18 protein-coding genes and 5 pseudogenes are annotated in these 15,266 nt (G+C 61.7%); 9 read left to right on the forward strand and 14 right to left on the reverse strand.

Annotation, left to right across the window (positions count from 1 at the left end):
- Positions 1-9 precede the first annotated feature (9 nt).
- The 3 genes and pseudogenes from WN73_RS05445 to WN73_RS05455 all read left to right on the forward strand — a co-directional run bounded on the left by WN73_RS05445 (position 10) and on the right by WN73_RS05455 (position 1,603).
- Complete coding sequence (locus WN73_RS05445) at positions 10-285, forward strand: PepSY domain-containing protein (RefSeq protein ID WP_028175762.1); 276 nt, start codon at positions 10-12, stop codon at positions 283-285.
- Positions 286-295: 10 nt separating this feature from the next.
- A complete protein-coding gene (locus WN73_RS05450) occupies positions 296-862 on the forward strand; it encodes a cytochrome b/b6 domain-containing protein (RefSeq protein ID WP_028175761.1) in 567 nt (188 codons plus the stop codon).
- A gap of 47 nt (positions 863-909) precedes the next feature.
- Positions 910-1,603 (forward strand): annotated as a pseudogene (locus WN73_RS05455) (VIT1/CCC1 transporter family protein).
- Positions 1,604-1,615: 12 nt separating this feature from the next.
- Here the strand turns inward: WN73_RS05455 and ku are convergent.
- Positions 1,616-2,545, reverse strand: coding sequence for a non-homologous end joining protein Ku (gene ku, locus WN73_RS05460; RefSeq protein WP_028175759.1), 930 nt, complete (start codon positions 2,543-2,545; stop codon positions 1,616-1,618).
- A gap of 269 nt (positions 2,546-2,814) precedes the next feature.
- On the opposite strand from ku, the gene WN73_RS05465 reads away from it, so the two are divergent.
- The 3 genes from WN73_RS05465 to WN73_RS05475 all read left to right on the forward strand — a co-directional run bounded on the left by WN73_RS05465 (position 2,815) and on the right by WN73_RS05475 (position 4,530).
- Positions 2,815-3,033 (forward strand): hypothetical protein, encoded by a 219-nt coding sequence (locus WN73_RS05465; protein ID WP_028175758.1) that lies wholly within the window; start codon positions 2,815-2,817, stop codon positions 3,031-3,033.
- Positions 3,034-3,038: 5 nt separating this feature from the next.
- Positions 3,039-3,284, forward strand: coding sequence for a hypothetical protein (locus tag WN73_RS05470; protein WP_028175757.1), 246 nt, complete (start codon positions 3,039-3,041; stop codon positions 3,282-3,284).
- Positions 3,285-4,020: 736 nt separating this feature from the next.
- A complete protein-coding gene (locus tag WN73_RS05475) occupies positions 4,021-4,530 on the forward strand; it encodes a PAS domain-containing protein (RefSeq protein ID WP_271551986.1) in 510 nt (169 codons plus the stop codon).
- A 176-nt stretch (positions 4,531-4,706) separates the two neighbouring features.
- Here WN73_RS05475 and WN73_RS05480 read toward each other — a convergent pair whose 3' ends face one another.
- The gene (locus WN73_RS05480) at positions 4,707-4,874 is read right to left on the reverse strand and encodes a hypothetical protein (RefSeq protein ID WP_166466006.1); all 168 of its coding nucleotides are present in this window, start codon (positions 4,872-4,874) and stop codon (positions 4,707-4,709) included.
- Positions 4,875-4,919: 45 nt separating this feature from the next.
- A pseudogene (locus WN73_RS05485) lies at positions 4,920-5,658 on the reverse strand (IS21 family transposase); the annotation flags it as partial.
- Between the two features lie 564 nt (positions 5,659-6,222).
- On the opposite strand from WN73_RS05485, the gene WN73_RS05490 reads away from it, so the two are divergent.
- Positions 6,223-6,417 (forward strand): hypothetical protein, encoded by a 195-nt coding sequence (locus WN73_RS05490; protein ID WP_162185849.1) that lies wholly within the window; start codon positions 6,223-6,225, stop codon positions 6,415-6,417.
- 137 nt (positions 6,418-6,554) lie between these two features.
- Here WN73_RS05490 and WN73_RS05495 read toward each other — a convergent pair whose 3' ends face one another.
- The 4 genes from WN73_RS05495 to WN73_RS05510 all read right to left on the reverse strand — a co-directional run bounded on the left by WN73_RS05495 (position 6,555) and on the right by WN73_RS05510 (position 10,367).
- Positions 6,555-7,418 (reverse strand): sugar phosphate isomerase/epimerase family protein, encoded by an 864-nt coding sequence (locus tag WN73_RS05495; RefSeq protein WP_028175754.1) that lies wholly within the window; start codon positions 7,416-7,418, stop codon positions 6,555-6,557.
- Between the two features lie 6 nt (positions 7,419-7,424).
- On the reverse strand, positions 7,425-8,210 hold the full coding sequence (locus WN73_RS05500) for a substrate-binding periplasmic protein (protein WP_028175753.1): 786 nt from the start codon (positions 8,208-8,210) through the stop codon (positions 7,425-7,427).
- A gap of 18 nt (positions 8,211-8,228) precedes the next feature.
- Entirely contained in the window at positions 8,229-8,555 is a 327-nt protein-coding gene (locus WN73_RS05505) for a c-type cytochrome (RefSeq protein WP_162185850.1), read from the reverse strand.
- A gap of 90 nt (positions 8,556-8,645) precedes the next feature.
- Entirely contained in the window at positions 8,646-10,367 is a 1,722-nt protein-coding gene (locus tag WN73_RS05510; protein ID WP_028175751.1) for a pyrroloquinoline quinone-dependent dehydrogenase, read from the reverse strand.
- Between the two features lie 1,039 nt (positions 10,368-11,406).
- Between WN73_RS05510 and WN73_RS05515 the strand changes: the two are divergent.
- Positions 11,407-11,597, forward strand: a pseudogene (locus tag WN73_RS05515) (DUF892 family protein); the annotation flags it as partial.
- 18 nt (positions 11,598-11,615) lie between these two features.
- Here WN73_RS05515 and WN73_RS05520 read toward each other — a convergent pair.
- The 4 genes and pseudogenes from WN73_RS05520 to WN73_RS05535 all read right to left on the reverse strand — a co-directional run bounded on the left by WN73_RS05520 (position 11,616) and on the right by WN73_RS05535 (position 13,601).
- Positions 11,616-12,080 carry a DUF3147 family protein gene (locus WN73_RS05520; RefSeq protein ID WP_028175750.1) on the reverse strand — a complete coding sequence of 155 codons (465 nt, stop codon included), beginning with the start codon at positions 12,078-12,080 and terminating at the stop codon, positions 11,616-11,618.
- Complete coding sequence (locus WN73_RS05525; RefSeq protein WP_028175749.1) at positions 12,077-12,436, reverse strand: DUF3147 family protein; 360 nt, start codon at positions 12,434-12,436, stop codon at positions 12,077-12,079. Before WN73_RS05525 ends, WN73_RS05520 begins: the two co-directional genes overlap by 4 nt.
- A pseudogene (locus WN73_RS05530) lies at positions 12,433-13,039 on the reverse strand (cupin domain-containing protein). Before WN73_RS05530 ends, WN73_RS05525 begins: the two are co-directional and overlap by 4 nt.
- Positions 13,026-13,601, reverse strand: coding sequence for a phosphatase PAP2 family protein (locus WN73_RS05535; RefSeq protein ID WP_049832597.1), 576 nt, complete (start codon positions 13,599-13,601; stop codon positions 13,026-13,028). The pseudogene WN73_RS05530 and the gene WN73_RS05535 overlap by 14 nt, the downstream one beginning before the upstream one ends.
- A 51-nt stretch (positions 13,602-13,652) precedes the next feature.
- Here WN73_RS05535 and WN73_RS05540 point away from each other — a divergent pair, with 51 nt between their 5' ends.
- On the forward strand, positions 13,653-13,949 hold the full coding sequence (locus tag WN73_RS05540) for a SemiSWEET family sugar transporter (protein WP_271551995.1): 297 nt from the start codon (positions 13,653-13,655) through the stop codon (positions 13,947-13,949).
- Positions 13,950-14,019: 70 nt separating this feature from the next.
- Here WN73_RS05540 and WN73_RS05545 read toward each other — a convergent pair.
- From WN73_RS05545 to WN73_RS05555, 3 genes and pseudogenes are all read right to left on the reverse strand, one after another.
- A pseudogene (locus WN73_RS05545) lies at positions 14,020-14,268 on the reverse strand (cell envelope biogenesis protein TolA); the annotation flags it as partial.
- Between the two features lie 24 nt (positions 14,269-14,292).
- Positions 14,293-14,541, reverse strand: coding sequence for a hypothetical protein (locus WN73_RS05550; RefSeq protein WP_028175748.1), 249 nt, complete (start codon positions 14,539-14,541; stop codon positions 14,293-14,295).
- A 208-nt stretch (positions 14,542-14,749) separates the two neighbouring features.
- A complete protein-coding gene (locus tag WN73_RS05555) occupies positions 14,750-15,214 on the reverse strand; it encodes a hypothetical protein (protein ID WP_028175747.1) in 465 nt (154 codons plus the stop codon).
- Positions 15,215-15,266 lie beyond the last annotated feature (52 nt).

Consider the following 15,266-nt stretch of genomic DNA (forward strand, 5'->3'; position numbering starts at 1 on the left):
GAGACATCTATGCGCAAGATCGCAATCCTCACCACTGTCGCCATGGCGCTCGGGGCTGCGGCGTCCGCTCAGGCCGTCAGCCTCGGCAAGCCGTGCACGTCGGCCCCCGAGGCACAGTGGCTGCCGATGGCGCAGTTGCAGGCCAAGGTCGAGGCCCAAGGCTACAAGGTCCAGAAGGCCAAGCTCAAGAACGCTTGCGGCGAACTCTACACCCTCGACAAAAGCGGCAACCGGGTCGAGCTGTTCGTCGACCCGACCAACGGCCAGATCATCGGCCAGATGTGATGGTCGGCAAATGAGAATCGTGAGCAACAAGATCGGAGCCGGCGGCGCGACGCCGCCGGCCACGATCAAGGTCTGGGATCCGTTCGTCCGGATCTTCCATTGGTCCCTGGTCGCCTTATTCGTCGTAGCCTATGCCACCGGCGACGAGATCGAGCGGGTGCACGTCGCCGCCGGCTACGCCATCGCTGGCCTCCTTGGCGCTCGCATCATCTGGGGCCTCGTCGGTCCGCAGCATGCGCGATTCGCGAACTTCGTTCGCCCGCCGCGCGAGATCCTCTCCTACCTTCGCGACATCGCAATGCTCAGGGCGCCCCGCTTCATCGGGCACAACCCCGCGGGCGGAGCCATGATCGTGGCGCTCCTGGTCGCGCTGATCGGCACCTGCGCCACGGGCTACATGATGACCACGGACGCCTACTGGGGCTCCAAGCTGATCGAACACGTCCACGAGTTTCTGGCTAATCTCACCGTCGGCCTGGTCGTCGCGCACGTTATCGGCGTGCTGATCGCAAGCTTCGAGCATCGCGAAAATCTGGTCGCGTCCATGATCTCCGGCCGCAAGAGGGCCGCCGAATAGGCAGCCCTCTTCGAATCCGCGAATGCCGTCCAACCTGGAGCGTCCCTGTGCCAGCCACCCCGCACATCGAAAAGCACTTCACCTCCTCCGAAAGCGTCCGCGACGTCGTGATCGGGATGGCCGACGGCCTGACCGTGCCGTTCGCGCTGGCGGCCGGTCTTTCCGCGGCGGTCGCCAACACGGACGTAATCGTCACCGCCGGCCTCGCCGAGGTGGTCGCCGGCGCCATCGCGATGGGCCTCGGCGGCTATCTCGCCGCGCGCACGGACGCCGAGCACTACGCCGCCGAAGAGCAGCGCGAGCATCACGAAATCGATCACCTTCGCGAGCGGGAGATCGACGAAGTGGAGCAGATCTTCCGCGAGTACGGTCTCGAAGGAGATGTGCTGAAGTCCGTCGTTGGCGCCATCGCTTCAAACCGGCAGCGATGGGTCGACTTTATGATGCGCTTCGAACTGGGATTGGAGCGCCCGGATCCGAAACGGGCTGATCAGCGCTGCAACGATCGGCGGCTCGTACGTGGTGGGCGGCCTGATTCCGCTCGTGCCCTACATGTTCACGAAAGACATCGGGACGGCCCTGCAGATCTCGGTCGCCGCGACCGGCCTGGCCCTGCTCTGCTTCGGAGCCGTCAAAGGGCACTTCACAGGCGTCAACAAGATCAAGTCGGCGCTGCAAACATTGCTGGTCGGTGGATTGGCCGCAGCGGCGGCGTATTGGCTTGCGCACCTGTTCGGCTAGACCTCGTGAGAACTACGCCGACCTCCGCTGCGGCTTGGCCGTGGGCTTCTTCGCCGCCGCCTCCTTCGCGGGCTTCTTGCCTGCGATCGACATCAGCATTTCCTTCTGGCCGGCCGCCGCCTTCCGCGGCTTCTTGGCCAGCTTCTTCGGAACCTTGGCTTCTGCCGCAGCGCCGCCGACGCTTCGGCGCAGCGCCTCCATCAGGTCGACGACGTTGGTCGATGCGGGCTTCTCCTTCGGAGTGATCGGCTTGCCGCTGCGCTTGCTGTTGATGAGGTCGATCAGCGCGGTCTCGTAGTGGTCCTCGAACTTGCCGGGGTCAAACCGACCGGCCTTCTGGTTCACGATGTGCCTGGCGAGATCGAGCATGTCCTTCGTGACCTTCACGTCCTGGATCTCGTCGAAATATTCAAGCTCCGAGCGTACTTCGTAGGGGTAGCGCAGCAGGGTGCCGACGAGCCCCTTGTCCATCGGCTCGAGGGCGATGATGTGCTCGCGGTTGGTCAGCACCACGCGACCGATCGCGACCTTGTCCATCTCACGGATGGTCTCGCGGATCACGGCGAAGGCGTCGTGCCCGACTTTGCCGTCTGGCCGCAGATAGTAGGGCCGGATCAGGTAACGCGGGTCGATGTCGGTCTTGTCTACGAACTCATCGATCTCGATGGTGCGCGTGGATTCCAACGCGATCTCCTCGAGCTCCTCCTTCGTCACCTCGATGAACTGGTCCTTGTCGAGCATGTAGCCCTTGACGATGTCCTCGTTGGCCACCTCGTCGCCGGTGTCGGCGTCGACCTTCAGATACTTGACGCGGTGGCCGGTCTGCCGGTTGAGCTGGTTGAATGAGATCTTCTCGCTCTCGGAGGTCGCCGGATACAGCGCGACCGGACAGGTGACGAGGGACAGACGCAGGAAGCCTTTCCAGTTGGCGCGCGGGGCCATGTACGCAGAACTCCAGTTCAGGGCGGCTTGGATTCAAGACGAACGTGGCAGCCTGGTTCCGACACGATGCCCGACCGAGGATGCCCATTTCATTCCTCCGCTATGGGGCTAGCGAACTTTCGCGATCTGTTCCGTAGGTATTTTTACCTTGATCTAGCGCAGGTTCGGCGCCCCTTTTTGGGGCGGGCGGACGAATTCGGCAGAGCGTGCCTGAGCTTGCCGTTCGTTCGCCCGCTTGACTCTCATTGAACAAAACACGAACATCTATCATGCTCGCTGCACCCGAACCCGCTGCGCCCTCCGAGGGCGATCTTGAGTTCGCCGCCGACCAGGCCATCGCGACCTGCCGCGGGGACGCCCGGGAGGCGGTGAAGGCGCTGCTGGTGGCCAACGGTTTTCTCGAGGCAGAGCTCGAGGCGCTACAAGCGTCGGTCTCCACCGGCTATGCGCGAGGCCGGTTCGATCGATCGCGCGATCGCAAGGAGTGACCGCGATGGACGTCACCTCCTACGTTGCCCTGCCCTTCGTGGCCGCCGACGATGGAATCGCCGTCGGCGAGGCGACGGAGTGCCTCTCAGCCACCGCCGCCGTGATGCGCGCCGAGACCCTCTCGCGCAAGCCCGGCGTCATGGGCGCGGTCGCCTTCTCGCGGACCGGAGATCCGGCCAGCGGCGACTTCGGCGACGCCAAGGTGATCCGGAAGTTCGGCGAGGTGCCGGACGACTTGAGCGCGCTATAATCAAGATTGGTCGATGATCTTCGGCGCACCGGACCGCGGCTCAAACCGGAATCGATCCACCGCTTCGCATTTGAAACATCGCCAAACTGGAGACCCTTTGCCTGTTCGAGGCGTGGCCAACGTCATCGGCGTCCTGCAACGCGGGCAAGACGGAATTTGATTGGTACGAGGCATGCTGCAGCGCGCTTGAAGACCCCTAAGGCAATAACCCGGCTTCCGAGGAAACGTCCCGGCGATAGCGCCGCTGCGGTTCAAGATCGCGTGAGGAGACCGCTCGGCGACATGGTCGGCAAATCCCTCGGCGAGTGTGAGCAATTCGAGCCTCTGGGCTCGGGAGGAATGAAATGCGAGGCCGGAAGTTACCGCGCAGGCGCGGCATCCGAACTCAGAACCTGACGGCTGGCGTGGTGAGCAACCGTTCACTTCTTGTTGTTCCTGATCTGCCTCTACACGGGATTGTTCGGAAGAAGCCGCACGCGACGCGGCCGAGGCATCTCACGCCGCAGCGAGGCCGCTGGACGCTCCTTGCGTCCCGTGGCATCTTTCCGTCACTTCATCGGACCGAACGGGCCCAAGGCTGCGCCGGGATCGCAGCGGGTGGGCCCCACATCACCCGACCGACGGAAACATGAAGAAGTTCATTTGCGAGCAGAACATCGCGCATTTCCGCAAACTGCTGGAAGACGCGCCCGACTAAATCCAGCGGAGGACGCTGGAAAAACTGCTGGCTAGTCAGTTGCGCGAACTGGCGGTGCTCGATGCCGCGAGCGTCGGGGCCCTCAGCTCCCCGGCGCGGACGCTTCGCGGATCCGGGAGGCGTTTCTCGCGGACCTCGCCACATCCTTATCTGCTGCTCGATCCCGGACCCGGGCTACAGATTGTCGACGTGAACGCCGCGTATGCCGTCGTGACCTTTACAAGTCGAGCCGACATCCTCGGACGCTCACTGTTCGAGGTCTTCCCGGACGATCCGGACCAACCGTTCGCGGACGGCGTCACGAACCTGTACAATTCGCTGAAGACGGTCGCGCAGACCGGGAGGCCGCACGCCATGGCCGTCCAGCGCTACGACATCAAGGACACGGCCGGTTCCTTCGTGGAGTGCCATTGGCAGCCGATCAACACGCCGGTCCACGACGACGGCGGACAACTTGTCTTTCTGCTGCATCACGTGGGAGACGTCACCGGTCAGATCGTCCACGGAGCCGAAGGCTCTGATGGGCGAGATTGGTCGGCAGCTAAGTGAAGCCGCTGACGGTGAATGTCCTCTTTGCGCGTCGTAGCGGCTTGAGCGGCGCCGCAGCCGGATCATTTGATGTCATCGCGACACAAGCAGCGGTCCGAGCTAAGGTAGGGGACCTTTGCAATTCGTCGCGCCTCAGCCTGATTGCGCTTTTCCTCGGTCATCAGCCAGCTCGTCGGCTAACGCTCGCGCGTGTCGGTCACCTCTCGCGCCGCCAGCTCAAGCTCTCTGAGCTGTTCAATCAGCAGTTCGACGATCTGCTCATAGTCGGAGGGCGACAGCGAATTCACGCCACGCAACGTCATCTGGTCTTGGAGAATGGTCGCCATCATGGCTTTGACGCTCATGAGCCCCCGTCTGAAAAATGGGCCGTCATAAAATCAATCGTTCCATCAGATGGTCCTCCGGAGGTTGTCGTAGCGGGCACGATCGGCGATCGGTGCATGACGGAGCGTCAGTGCGGCCGGCGTCATAATGTTGGCCGGTGGGTCGGGTTCACGTTGACGGGCCAGGATATTGAGAACGACATCGGCGGAATGGACGCTGTGACTGAGCGCTTCGGCACAGGACGCTTCCACCGCGGGCAGACCGTCAGTCAGCACCGCGTTGAGGATGTCGACCATCTGCCGATTGCCATCGTCGGTGCTGGCAAGCTTGCGCCGGATCCGCTCGATCGCGGCTGGCAGCACCCAGTCTTTGAAGGGAGCACCCTTGCGCAAGGCGCCGGGTTTGCGGGCGAGCACCGGCACATATGCCAGGGGCCGTAGACGGTATCGCCGCGGCCAAAGGATCCCGGGTGCTCGGCAACGATGCTGCGACCGAGTACTTGTTGTTGTCGAAGCGCACCAGGCAGGTCTTCGAGACCGACGCCGTCACCGCATGGAAGCCGTCGAAGCGGCCGGCATAGGCAACGAGTTTGCGGCGTTCGGCTTCGAACACTTCCCAGGTCGTCCGATCGACCAGTTCCGGATGGCGATGAGCCTTGGCGTAAGCGATGCATTTGTCGAGCAGCCAGGCGTTTAACTCGTCGAGGTTTTTGAACCGCAGCCGCGGCGTGAAGAAGCGTTCCCTGACCAGCCCGACCTGGTTCTCGACCTGCCCCTTCTCCCAGCCCGACGCTGGCGTGCATCGGTGCGCGTCGCAAGGATGGTGGGCAGTTCAGGTCAATCGCGTCGGTTTGACAGGCCACCGAGGACTTCCGGTCAAGCCTGGTGAACGGACTTCCAGAACCGCTTTCATGGAGGGAGCGGCGGTCGCCAGATCGAAGAAGCCCAGGGAGGTCTGATAGGTTTACTGGATACGACAGAACGCAGTTGCTTGGGACGTCCCATGGTCGGACGACAAGATCGCTGCGGCGCGCACCCGGGAGCGCGAGACCAAAAATCAATTCTTCGCAGGAGAGACACCAGCAAACTTCTGGCAACGCTTCTGGCGCTGGCTATTCGGATAAGGGCTTCGGTCGGACCAAGAACAAGAGAGCATTGACTTCGCACAAGATGGGATGCCACTTACGCTTCGCCCACACCGGTTGGACGACAGCAAGCGCTGGGAGGAAGGCGATCAACATCGACGCAAAGATCTTCAGCAATTTTTTGCAAAACTCCCCCATCGAACGGACCCGGGTCAAGTATCGCAAATGCGATCGTTCGACCCGGCAATAAATTACCGTCTGATGCCTTGCACTCCGACTTCAACATGTTTCTTGAGCTTGCCCTCGTATTCTATGAAGCGACCTGCCGTGATCTGATCGTAAGGGCGCAGGCGCGGATTCGAGCACGGCAACGCCATCACGAGGTCAGCATTGCCTTCGCGATTCTTCAGCCGAACCATTCGCGTATCGGCGAAGTCGGTGGTCGCGCCGATGAAGACGATCGCGCATGCCAGAGCTGAGATCTGAGAATAGCCCCAGCTCCGGACCTTCGAAGCTGGGGCTGAGCCTCTCGATTGGGACCGGCAAGGGGATAGCCGGCAACACAATCTTAGCTCCTCCACCGAAGTCGAGGGATCACAATCCGGTGTCGAAATCGTCAAGGTGTACGTGGCAAAACAGAGCTGCGCGTCAGAAGTCGCTGATGCTTAAGGAAGGCGATGCTCGTCTGTATGCTCCGCATCGGATCAGCCGAAACGTCCTGTTCGACGAAAACATGTTGCACACCGCTCTCCGCGGCGGCTTCGAGTATCTCGGCGAAGTTAATCGTACCGTGACCAAGTTCGATGGTCGATCCGTCCTTTGCCATGTCCTTCAGGTGCAGGAGGCGAAATCGCGATGGATGCCCTCTCAAGACGCGCGCTGAATCGAGATGTCCCTTGGTTGCCCAGTAAACATCGAGCTCGAACATGACAAAGCGCTCATCGGTGCGGCTGAGCAGAACGTCGTATGGCTGGATGCCACCTGCCAAGTTCCCGAATTCAAAATCATGATTGTGATAGGCAAGCGTTAGCCCGGAACGCTGCGCCAGTTCACCGATCGTGTTCAGAGTGTCACAAATCCGCTGCCAATCATCGAGTGTTTGCCTTTCCGATACGTCCAGCCAGGGACAAACGACGAACCGGCTGTCGAGCAAATGGGCGATGTCGAATGCTGAGTTGGCGTTGTTCCGCAGGCTGGCGTAGTCGAGATGCAGCGATGGTGCGGTGAGATCCAGGCTGCGCAGGAGCTTGCGGGTGAGCCTCAGGTCGTTCCCGAGAATGCCGGCAAACTCCAGCTCGCGATACCCGAAATTCGCGACTTTCCTCAGCGTTCCTTCGAAGTCGGCCTTCAGCGGGTCGCGGACGGTGTAGAGTTGGAGACCGATATTCCACAGTTCCCGACCGGAAACCGGCTCGATTCCCATCGTGGCACCGGCCGCGATCCCTCCCAAAACAGTGCGTCTGCTGAGTGGCGCCAGCACGCTCGGCTACCTTGGTGCCTGCAGTACGACGCCATAGCTCTTGTATATCCGATCGACGGTGCCATCGGTTCGTAACCGATCGAGAGCTCCATCCATGGCTTCGCGTAAGGCATCATCAGGGCGAACCATGCCGACGGCGACATTCCAGTTGAGATCCACCGTGCTCTCGTCGCGATCAAGGATGCGGAGCGCCTTGTCGGGATGCGTCAGATTGAAATAGCTCGCCACGGTGGGCGTCACCGCAGCGGCGTCGATCTCGTTATTCGAAAGGGCCTCGAGACTGTCGCTCTCGAAACCAAAGGTCGATGTAGGTACGTGCCGCTGACTAATTATCATGGCTGCGACGGACCCGACCTGCACCCCGACCTTGGTATGCTCGTTGAGGCTCTTGAACGACGTAAGCGTGCTGGCGGATGGCACGGCCAACGCGACGCCCGTGCGATAGTACGGTTTCGAGATCCTCAAGTGAGTTTCGCCTTGCGCCTCGCGGTCGGCGATCACATCGAGAAGAATGTCACAGCCAGCGCTACGCATTTGGTACTGGGTAATGATCCAATCAAGCCTCAGGGAGACGCCGAGCTCCCGCGCCAGTGCTTGTCCCAATTCAACCTGAAATCCGGGAGGATCCCCGGCTTTGCTCGCGAATGGAAGCGAGTTCGGGTGAGCACATAACCCAAGTACGCCGGCCGAGCGGATTGTCTCGAGGGATCGAGCCCGTGCCGGCCCCAGCAAACCTGCCACCGCCACGATGATGAGCGGGAGGATCAGTTCTGTTCCGCGTACCTTGCGCATGGAGTTTGACTCGCCGGCTCATCCCTCTCGCGGCTTTAATTCCCGGATGTACTTGATGATTTGGTCGATCTGAGCATCGCTGAAGGTAGAATCGAATGCAGGCATCGCGCCTTGTTTGCCGTTCTTGATACGGTCGCGAATAAAATCGTCATCGCGCGTCGTGTTCATGAGCTGCGGTCCCTTACCCGCCGCGCGGCCGCCATCGGAATGACACCAGCCGCAGGTCGTTGCGAACAGCTGCTTAACATCGAAGTTCCCGTTGTCCGGCGCAGCGGAATCCGTCTGCGCGGAGACAGGCGTGGCACATGCGAACCAAGTGGCCAGCGCCATCAAGCTCAATTTCATGACGCAGAACTCCACTTTCCGTTAGCCCTGACCGTTCCAAGGCACGGGGAGCGAGCTTCTGTCGCTCCCCGCCAGATTGTCCGAAAACCCCTATTTCAAGCTGTACACGATGAGCGCGCCATCATCGCGCGGCATGCTCTTGTAAACGCCGCCGAAGGTCGGCGCGTAGTCGTCCGACGCCATGCCGCCGAAGCCCGCGGTCACGGCGACATATTGCTTGCCGTTAACGGCGTAGCTGACGATGCCGCCCTGGTGGCCAGTGCCGTCGGAATGGCTCCACAGCTCGGCACCCGACTCGGCGTCGTAAGCATGAAGGGTGCCGCGCGAGTCAGGCACGAAGACGAGATTGCCACCGGTCGATAGCACGCTTCCAAGCGGCGGCTCGGGGTAGCGAACCTCCCACTTCTTGATTCCGGTCACCGGGTCGCGCGCGTCGAGATGACCGTAGATCTCGCCGCCCGGAGGAGGCGCGATCTTAAAGTCGGCGCCGATGTTGAGCTGGGCTTGGGGCGCGGTCACCGGTGTGGTCTTCATGACCTCGAGCGTCATGCACCATTCTTGGCCGAGCTTGTAGTATAGACCCGTCTTCGGATTGTATGAACCCGAGTTGAAGCTGACACCGCCGGAAATATGCGGGCAGAGGGGTTCATTGACCTTGCCTGCGGAGAAGTCGCGACGGCCGATCAACTCACCTGTCTTGGGATCGATATCCTTGACGAAGTTGCTGTTCTGAGTGATCCGCCAGACATTCTTGATACCCAAATTACGGTCATAGACGAAGATGTAGCCGCTCTTATTGGGGTGCACCACGAGCTTCTGCCCGTCGCGATCGAGCATTACAAACTCACCGACCGCGCTGTCGAAGTCCCATGCGTCGTGCGGCAGCTCCTGATGATAGAATTTTAGTTTGCCGCTATCGAGATCGAGACCGATCACTGAGGTCGTATAGAGATTGTCACCTGGGCGGGCGCCTTGCGTCTTGTAATCGGAGCCCGACCAATCGTAGAGCGGCGCCGGGTTCGCGGTGCCCCACAAGATGGTGTTAGTCTCGGAATCGTAGGTGCCTGGCATCCAGCCGCCGCCGCCGCCGGTGCGCCAGGAGTCACTGCCCCAAGTCTTCATGGCTTCGTCGGTGCCCGCAACCGTCAGGAACTCCCATTTCTTCTTTCCTGTGGCGGCATCGACAGCAAAGATCGGGCCGCGGCCCGGCCATTCGCCGCCCTGCGCGCCAATGATCACCGTGCCCTTCGCATAGAGGGGCGCGCCGGTGAAACCGACCGTCAGCTTTTGGGAATCGATAAGCTTGGTGTCCCAGGCGACCTTTCCAGTCTTCATATCAAGCGCGATGAGCCGGCCATCCATCGTGCCGACGTAGACCTTGCCTTCTCCGAGCGCAGCGCCGCGATTATAGGGAGAGTGCGTCTGCCGCGCGATCAGGGCTTCGTCAAGTTCGGGGAAATAGGACCAGATCACCTCCCCTGTCGCGCCGTTCAGCGCAAACACTCGACTGTAAGAGCCCGTGTAGTAGAGCACGCCGTCGGCCGCAAGCGGCATTGACTGCAAGCCACGGGTGGACCGTCCCGGAATATGGATCCAGGCAACGCTTAAGTTACCGACATTGCTCGTATTGATCTGCGAGAGGGGACTGTAGTGATAAGACTTATAGGAACCGTGATAAGTCAGCCAGTCGTTCTGGCCGCCGGTCTCGATGCGCGCGGTATCCACAGTTTGGGCAACGGTTGACGACGCGGCAAACGTCGCACCAATCGCAACAACCACAGGCAAAGACAAATAACCCCACCGTTTCTTCATATGCTCGTCCTCCATTTCATTTTTATGGCACTTGGTCATTGCCTTGCTGGGCGCGCTGCGCCCTGTTCATTTGTCGACCCGAATAGATACGGCGTGCCAACAATCTCACCTCGCATCATAGGAACCCCGGCATCGAGGCTTTCGTCGAGTTCCACTGAAGGGGCTGCTTTCCGCACGGAGATGCACCCGCATCTCGTCAGTCATTTCGTCCAACAGTTGTTTGCTGGGCACACGATATCGCCTGCAGGCAATGCCCGCGCTTATCGCGGCATTGCGGACGACTCGATTGACGCATCGCACAATCGGCGGCCGGCTTCCACTTTGCACATGCAGAGCGTTTGCAGCCATCGCGTCTAACTGCCTCTCAGCCTCGAATGGCCCATTGCAGCGAGTTTCGGCTTGCTTGACGGCATCGTTGCCGCGGAATGTGGCGACACGGCGCCGAGTTGTATCATCCAAGGCGATTTTGTGAAGACGGCAAGCAGGTCGCGCACTAAACCGGGATTTCGTCACCTGAGCTGACCTAAAGACTTCACGGGCATCCCACACCGAAACGGCCGGCGCGTCGCATGGAAGTCCGTTCTTCCTTGGGGTAAGGCAGACTTCGCCTATCGACCAATCACGAGCGAGGAGAAGGCAAGCCCCCACGGCCTTACAGAACTACAGCCTATCAAGATTGTTCGCTTAACTCGCAGTGCATTTGACAGGACCAGGGCGCATTCCGCGATGGAGCATGAGACTCTGCTTGAAGCTGCGAAGCAGCGCCTGGATGCAAGCACACGAGCCAAGCGCCAGCGTTGAAAGACAGTCGAGCATCCGTTGGCACGATTAAGGCGCGCAGGAGAGCGACACAGTTCCTTACCAAAGCGCTCCCCAAATTAGCCGGCGAAGTGGCTCTATCGGTCTGGCTTATGGCCGCCATCCCGCGCCTGATCAGACCTTCTCAAACATCCATAGTGCCAGCACGCGCGTGCCGTATGTAAGCGCGACGCCTGTCAGAATCATTGCGATTGTTGTCCAGTCGCTGTTGAAGAGCGAGGCCATCGTCGCGAATGTGCAGGCCGTCGAGCACTCCGAACAGCTCGCTGAGCGCCCGGGCCGAGGAGCTTGGTCACGATGATATCGTGTGCTTCCTCACCAAATCTGAACGAAGAGAAGGCGGCCGGCACCATGCTCAACACAGTGGCGCCGCGCAAGGGCGTCAACGCCAAGGCTTCGAGCGCGGCCTGATCGAGTTTCAAGGCGGTTTCAGCGGCACCGCGACAACGCGGTGCCGCTGTCTCGTTGTGCCAATCGGGCAAGGCGGACCTGCCGGCGCACGAACCAGGCGGCGACGGCCACGGTCAGCCAAGCCAGCGAAGCGCCGATGAATGCGCCTGCGACGCTCCGCTCGACGAGGAACCAGAACACTGCGGCGAAGGCGAGCATACCGAGAGCGCCAAGTGCGGCACCGGCGGCATCTAGCGCGGCGGCCTCCCGCCCTCGCCGCCTCCCTTCGAGACCAGCCTCCCGTTTGCGACGGAGTTCGTGCTTCTCTATTAAGGTCGCGCTGGCGCAGAAGATCGCCGGGAGCGCGAGAAAGAGACCTCCGATCGACGCTCCGTAACGACTGCTGATCAATCCCGTGAACGCGGTGGCGGCGCCGCCTAGGCCGAAACGCACCAAGTATTCGTACCACCGCCCTTCCCGCAGCGACGAGGGCGAGACCTTCATCGGAAGCCTCGCGCGTACCCTCCCGCGAGCGCCCATAGACCGAAGGCTGCGCCTAACCAGACGACGATAGAGACGATCGTCGCCGGCAACGCCCGCATCCGGGCGCGCATGAGGAGCTGGCAGACCAGGATGCTGTAGACCACCAGCGCGACCGCGCCGGCCATCATGGAAAGGCTTTGGGCCCCGGCGTAGACGGCGCCATGTTCATAAATCGCGATGCCCAGTGTCGCGAGCGCAACCGAAGGTGCCGCCCCGAAGAGGCCGGCGAAGCTCTTCGGCTTCAGCACGTCGCCCAACATCGAGAACGCCAAAACGACTGCGCCTCCGATCAGGAAACGGATGAGGTACTCGGTCATTTCGGCCTCTTCCAAAGCTTCTTGAGCGGCCCCGCGCCGCCATAGGCCGGGTCCTTGCGCGGCACCGGTACCATTCGGAATGGTCTTCAGCGCGCGCGGACGGTCCTCGACAGTCGTGCACTCGTCGTAGGTGCCTGCCGACGGATAGGCGCCGACGACGAGAGAGTCCTTGTCCGCCGCCAGGCATTGATGGCCGGTCCCAGCGGGCAGGACTACGACGTCGCCGGCCTTCAGCGTGAAGGTCCGCCCCTTGTTGCCGCCGAAGCGGACGCGCCCCTTGCCGCGCGCTATCCCGAGGACCTCGTGGATTCTCGAATGGTAGTGAACATAGTCGTAGATGCCGTCGCGCCAGCTATCCCCCCATCCGTTGCCTTCGAACAGGTCTTCGAGCACCGCCGCAGGATCGTGCTGCTCGTCGAGTCTGACGGCGCTTCGGTACAGCATCAGGGGCCAGCGCGGGTGATTGGGCACAAGGCCGTCATCCCTAAAGCGGACCACGTGTGGCTTCCGCGGACGAGGCAGTTCGGAAGCCCGACGCTTGCCCGGGCGACGAAGACCGGTGGCGCGTTCGGCGTATTCCTTAAGGTCCTCAAGTAGCGGCATCATCTGTCTCCTTGACGGGATAGCCCGTCCATAGGCGAAGCATTCGTTCGAGCGCCGCACCAAGGGCGAAGCCGGCGACGACGTCGCTCGCCCAGTGCGCCAGCACGACGATGCGCGTCAGACAGAGGCCCACCGCCAGCGCGCGGATCGCCCGGCGGGGCCCTGCCGGAAGTGGCCCCGCCGCCGATGCCAGCGCGCCCATGTGCAGGGCGTGTCCCGACGGAAAGGCGTCTTCGCGTTTGCCGGAAAACGAGATCCCGTGAACATGCCCCAACACCGTCTTCCGGTCCGGACGCGTTTGGTCGAAGACCGACTTCAACAAGTGCGGAAGCACGGAGGCCGCAGCGGCCACAAGCAGCGCATGATTGCCGGCGCGGCGCAAAGGCTCTCCTTGCGTACGTGACAGGATCCAACCCGCTGCCGCCAAGGCCAGAAGGATTTTCTCGTCGGCGCCCCAGGTCAACCCGCGGGCGACCGTTTCCGCACGACGGTTAGTCTTGCGCGCCACCGTCCGCGCGATCCTCTCGTCGATCTTGGTCGGTTTCACGGTGAGAAGGGACATCGATCCTCTGAAATTCAACAGGGAATCCTAAAACGCGGGGCAGCTCTCTGGGTGCCAAGCGTTCGCGCCGAGGAACGGCCGCTAGTCGCCCCCGTTGACGGACCATGTCCGGCTCTCTCTCTCTCTCTCTCTCTCTCTCTCTCCACCTACCTCGGCAACATCGCCGCTTTCCTTGCATCGCTCTCCTACATTCCGCAGGTTCGGAAAGCCTGGCCGCGCAATTCCACGGACGATCTTTCGCTCGGCATGCTGACGGCACTGACGCTGGGGCTCGGCCTCTGGGCCGTGTACGGCCTGATGCGGGAAGATTGGGTCATCGTGCTGTCCAACGTTCTTCCCGCTCGCTGATCTTGGGAGCGGTTCGCTTCGCCGGCTTAGGCCGACGCTTTTCACGCTGAATTCGGTTCTCGCCGGACTCCAGATTGATTGGTAGATCGGAGTGCTCGGCAAAACGTCCGGACGACCCCGCCGGCCGCTTGAGGACCACGCCCGGCTTCGACATCGTCGCGGCGACCACATCCGGATCGTCCGTCTCTTTGGCGACGCCCTGATGGAAGAGATTGCTGTCGGCGCCCCACGCCTCCAGCGGCGCCTTCATCGAGGGCGCCGCGATCGCAAGATCGTAGAAGCCCAGCGAGGTCCGAAATGTCTTGAGCTTCCTGGCCATGGAGCGTGCCGGCCCGCGGATTTCCTAGCGCCGGCGCGCGACCCAGAGACCCAGCAGGAACGCGACGAAGAGCGACTGCAGGGGGGCTTTCACGGTCACCTCGCGCAACTGGTCGGCCCAGCGCACCGCCATGTCCGATTGGGGTGAGTGCCTTTGAAATACTCGCGGCTCCGCCCGGCCACTCGGCCCAGCTTCCGATGCCCGCTCGATGCCGCCCTGAGCGTCCGTCAACCCGGAGGGTTCCGTCATTGCCGAAACTTCTTTCATATCCATGCGGCCTCCTACAAGGGGGTCAGTCCGACTTCCGCTGCGGCTTGGCCGAGGGCTTCTTGGCGGCCATTTCCTTCGCCGGCTTCTTCCCGGTGATCGACATCAGCATTTCCTTCTGGCCAGCCGATACTTTCTCCGGCTTCTTGGCCGGCTTGGCCGAACGCCGAGCCCAAGATTCCAGAAACCGTCGCCCGACGCGAAGACGGATGGATCACCCGCCATTCAGCGAGAGGCTGATGCGCGTAACGATCCCATCCCAGGCGCGCTCTTCGCTGGCCGGATAATTGATCAGCACGCAATGGACCAACCCGCCGGAGAAGTTGCAGCGGTCATACCAGACCTTGTCGCCCTTGTAGCTGGAAACCGCAAAAAACCGCGGCGTCACTCTCTTGTACTGAATGCGCGCCGGCAGTCCTTTTTTCGCGAGGAAAACAGCGGGCGAATCGCTCCCGACGTTGGGAGCAGCCTGTATCGTGAGGTCGGCGCGGCCGTCGGCAGTTCGAAAGCGTTGCCCGTAACCGTCCGGCCGGCCCGCTTCTTCGGTGAAGATCGAATAAGGGAAGTCGACCGACGTGCCGGTCTGTGGAATGCGGTAGGTCGTCCACCTTACGGGCTGCGCCGAAACCGAAGCGGCCGAGACAGCGAAAATGGCCATCGCCAGAGCTGTCGCTTTCATCAAACCTCCTCCTTCGCAGACCCCCACCGAGACATAGGCAGCGAGCCGGCTG

It is taken from the genome of Bradyrhizobium sp. CCBAU 45394, from assembly GCF_028128655.1.
Classification (GTDB): Bacteria; Pseudomonadota; Alphaproteobacteria; order Rhizobiales; family Xanthobacteraceae; genus Bradyrhizobium; species Bradyrhizobium diazoefficiens.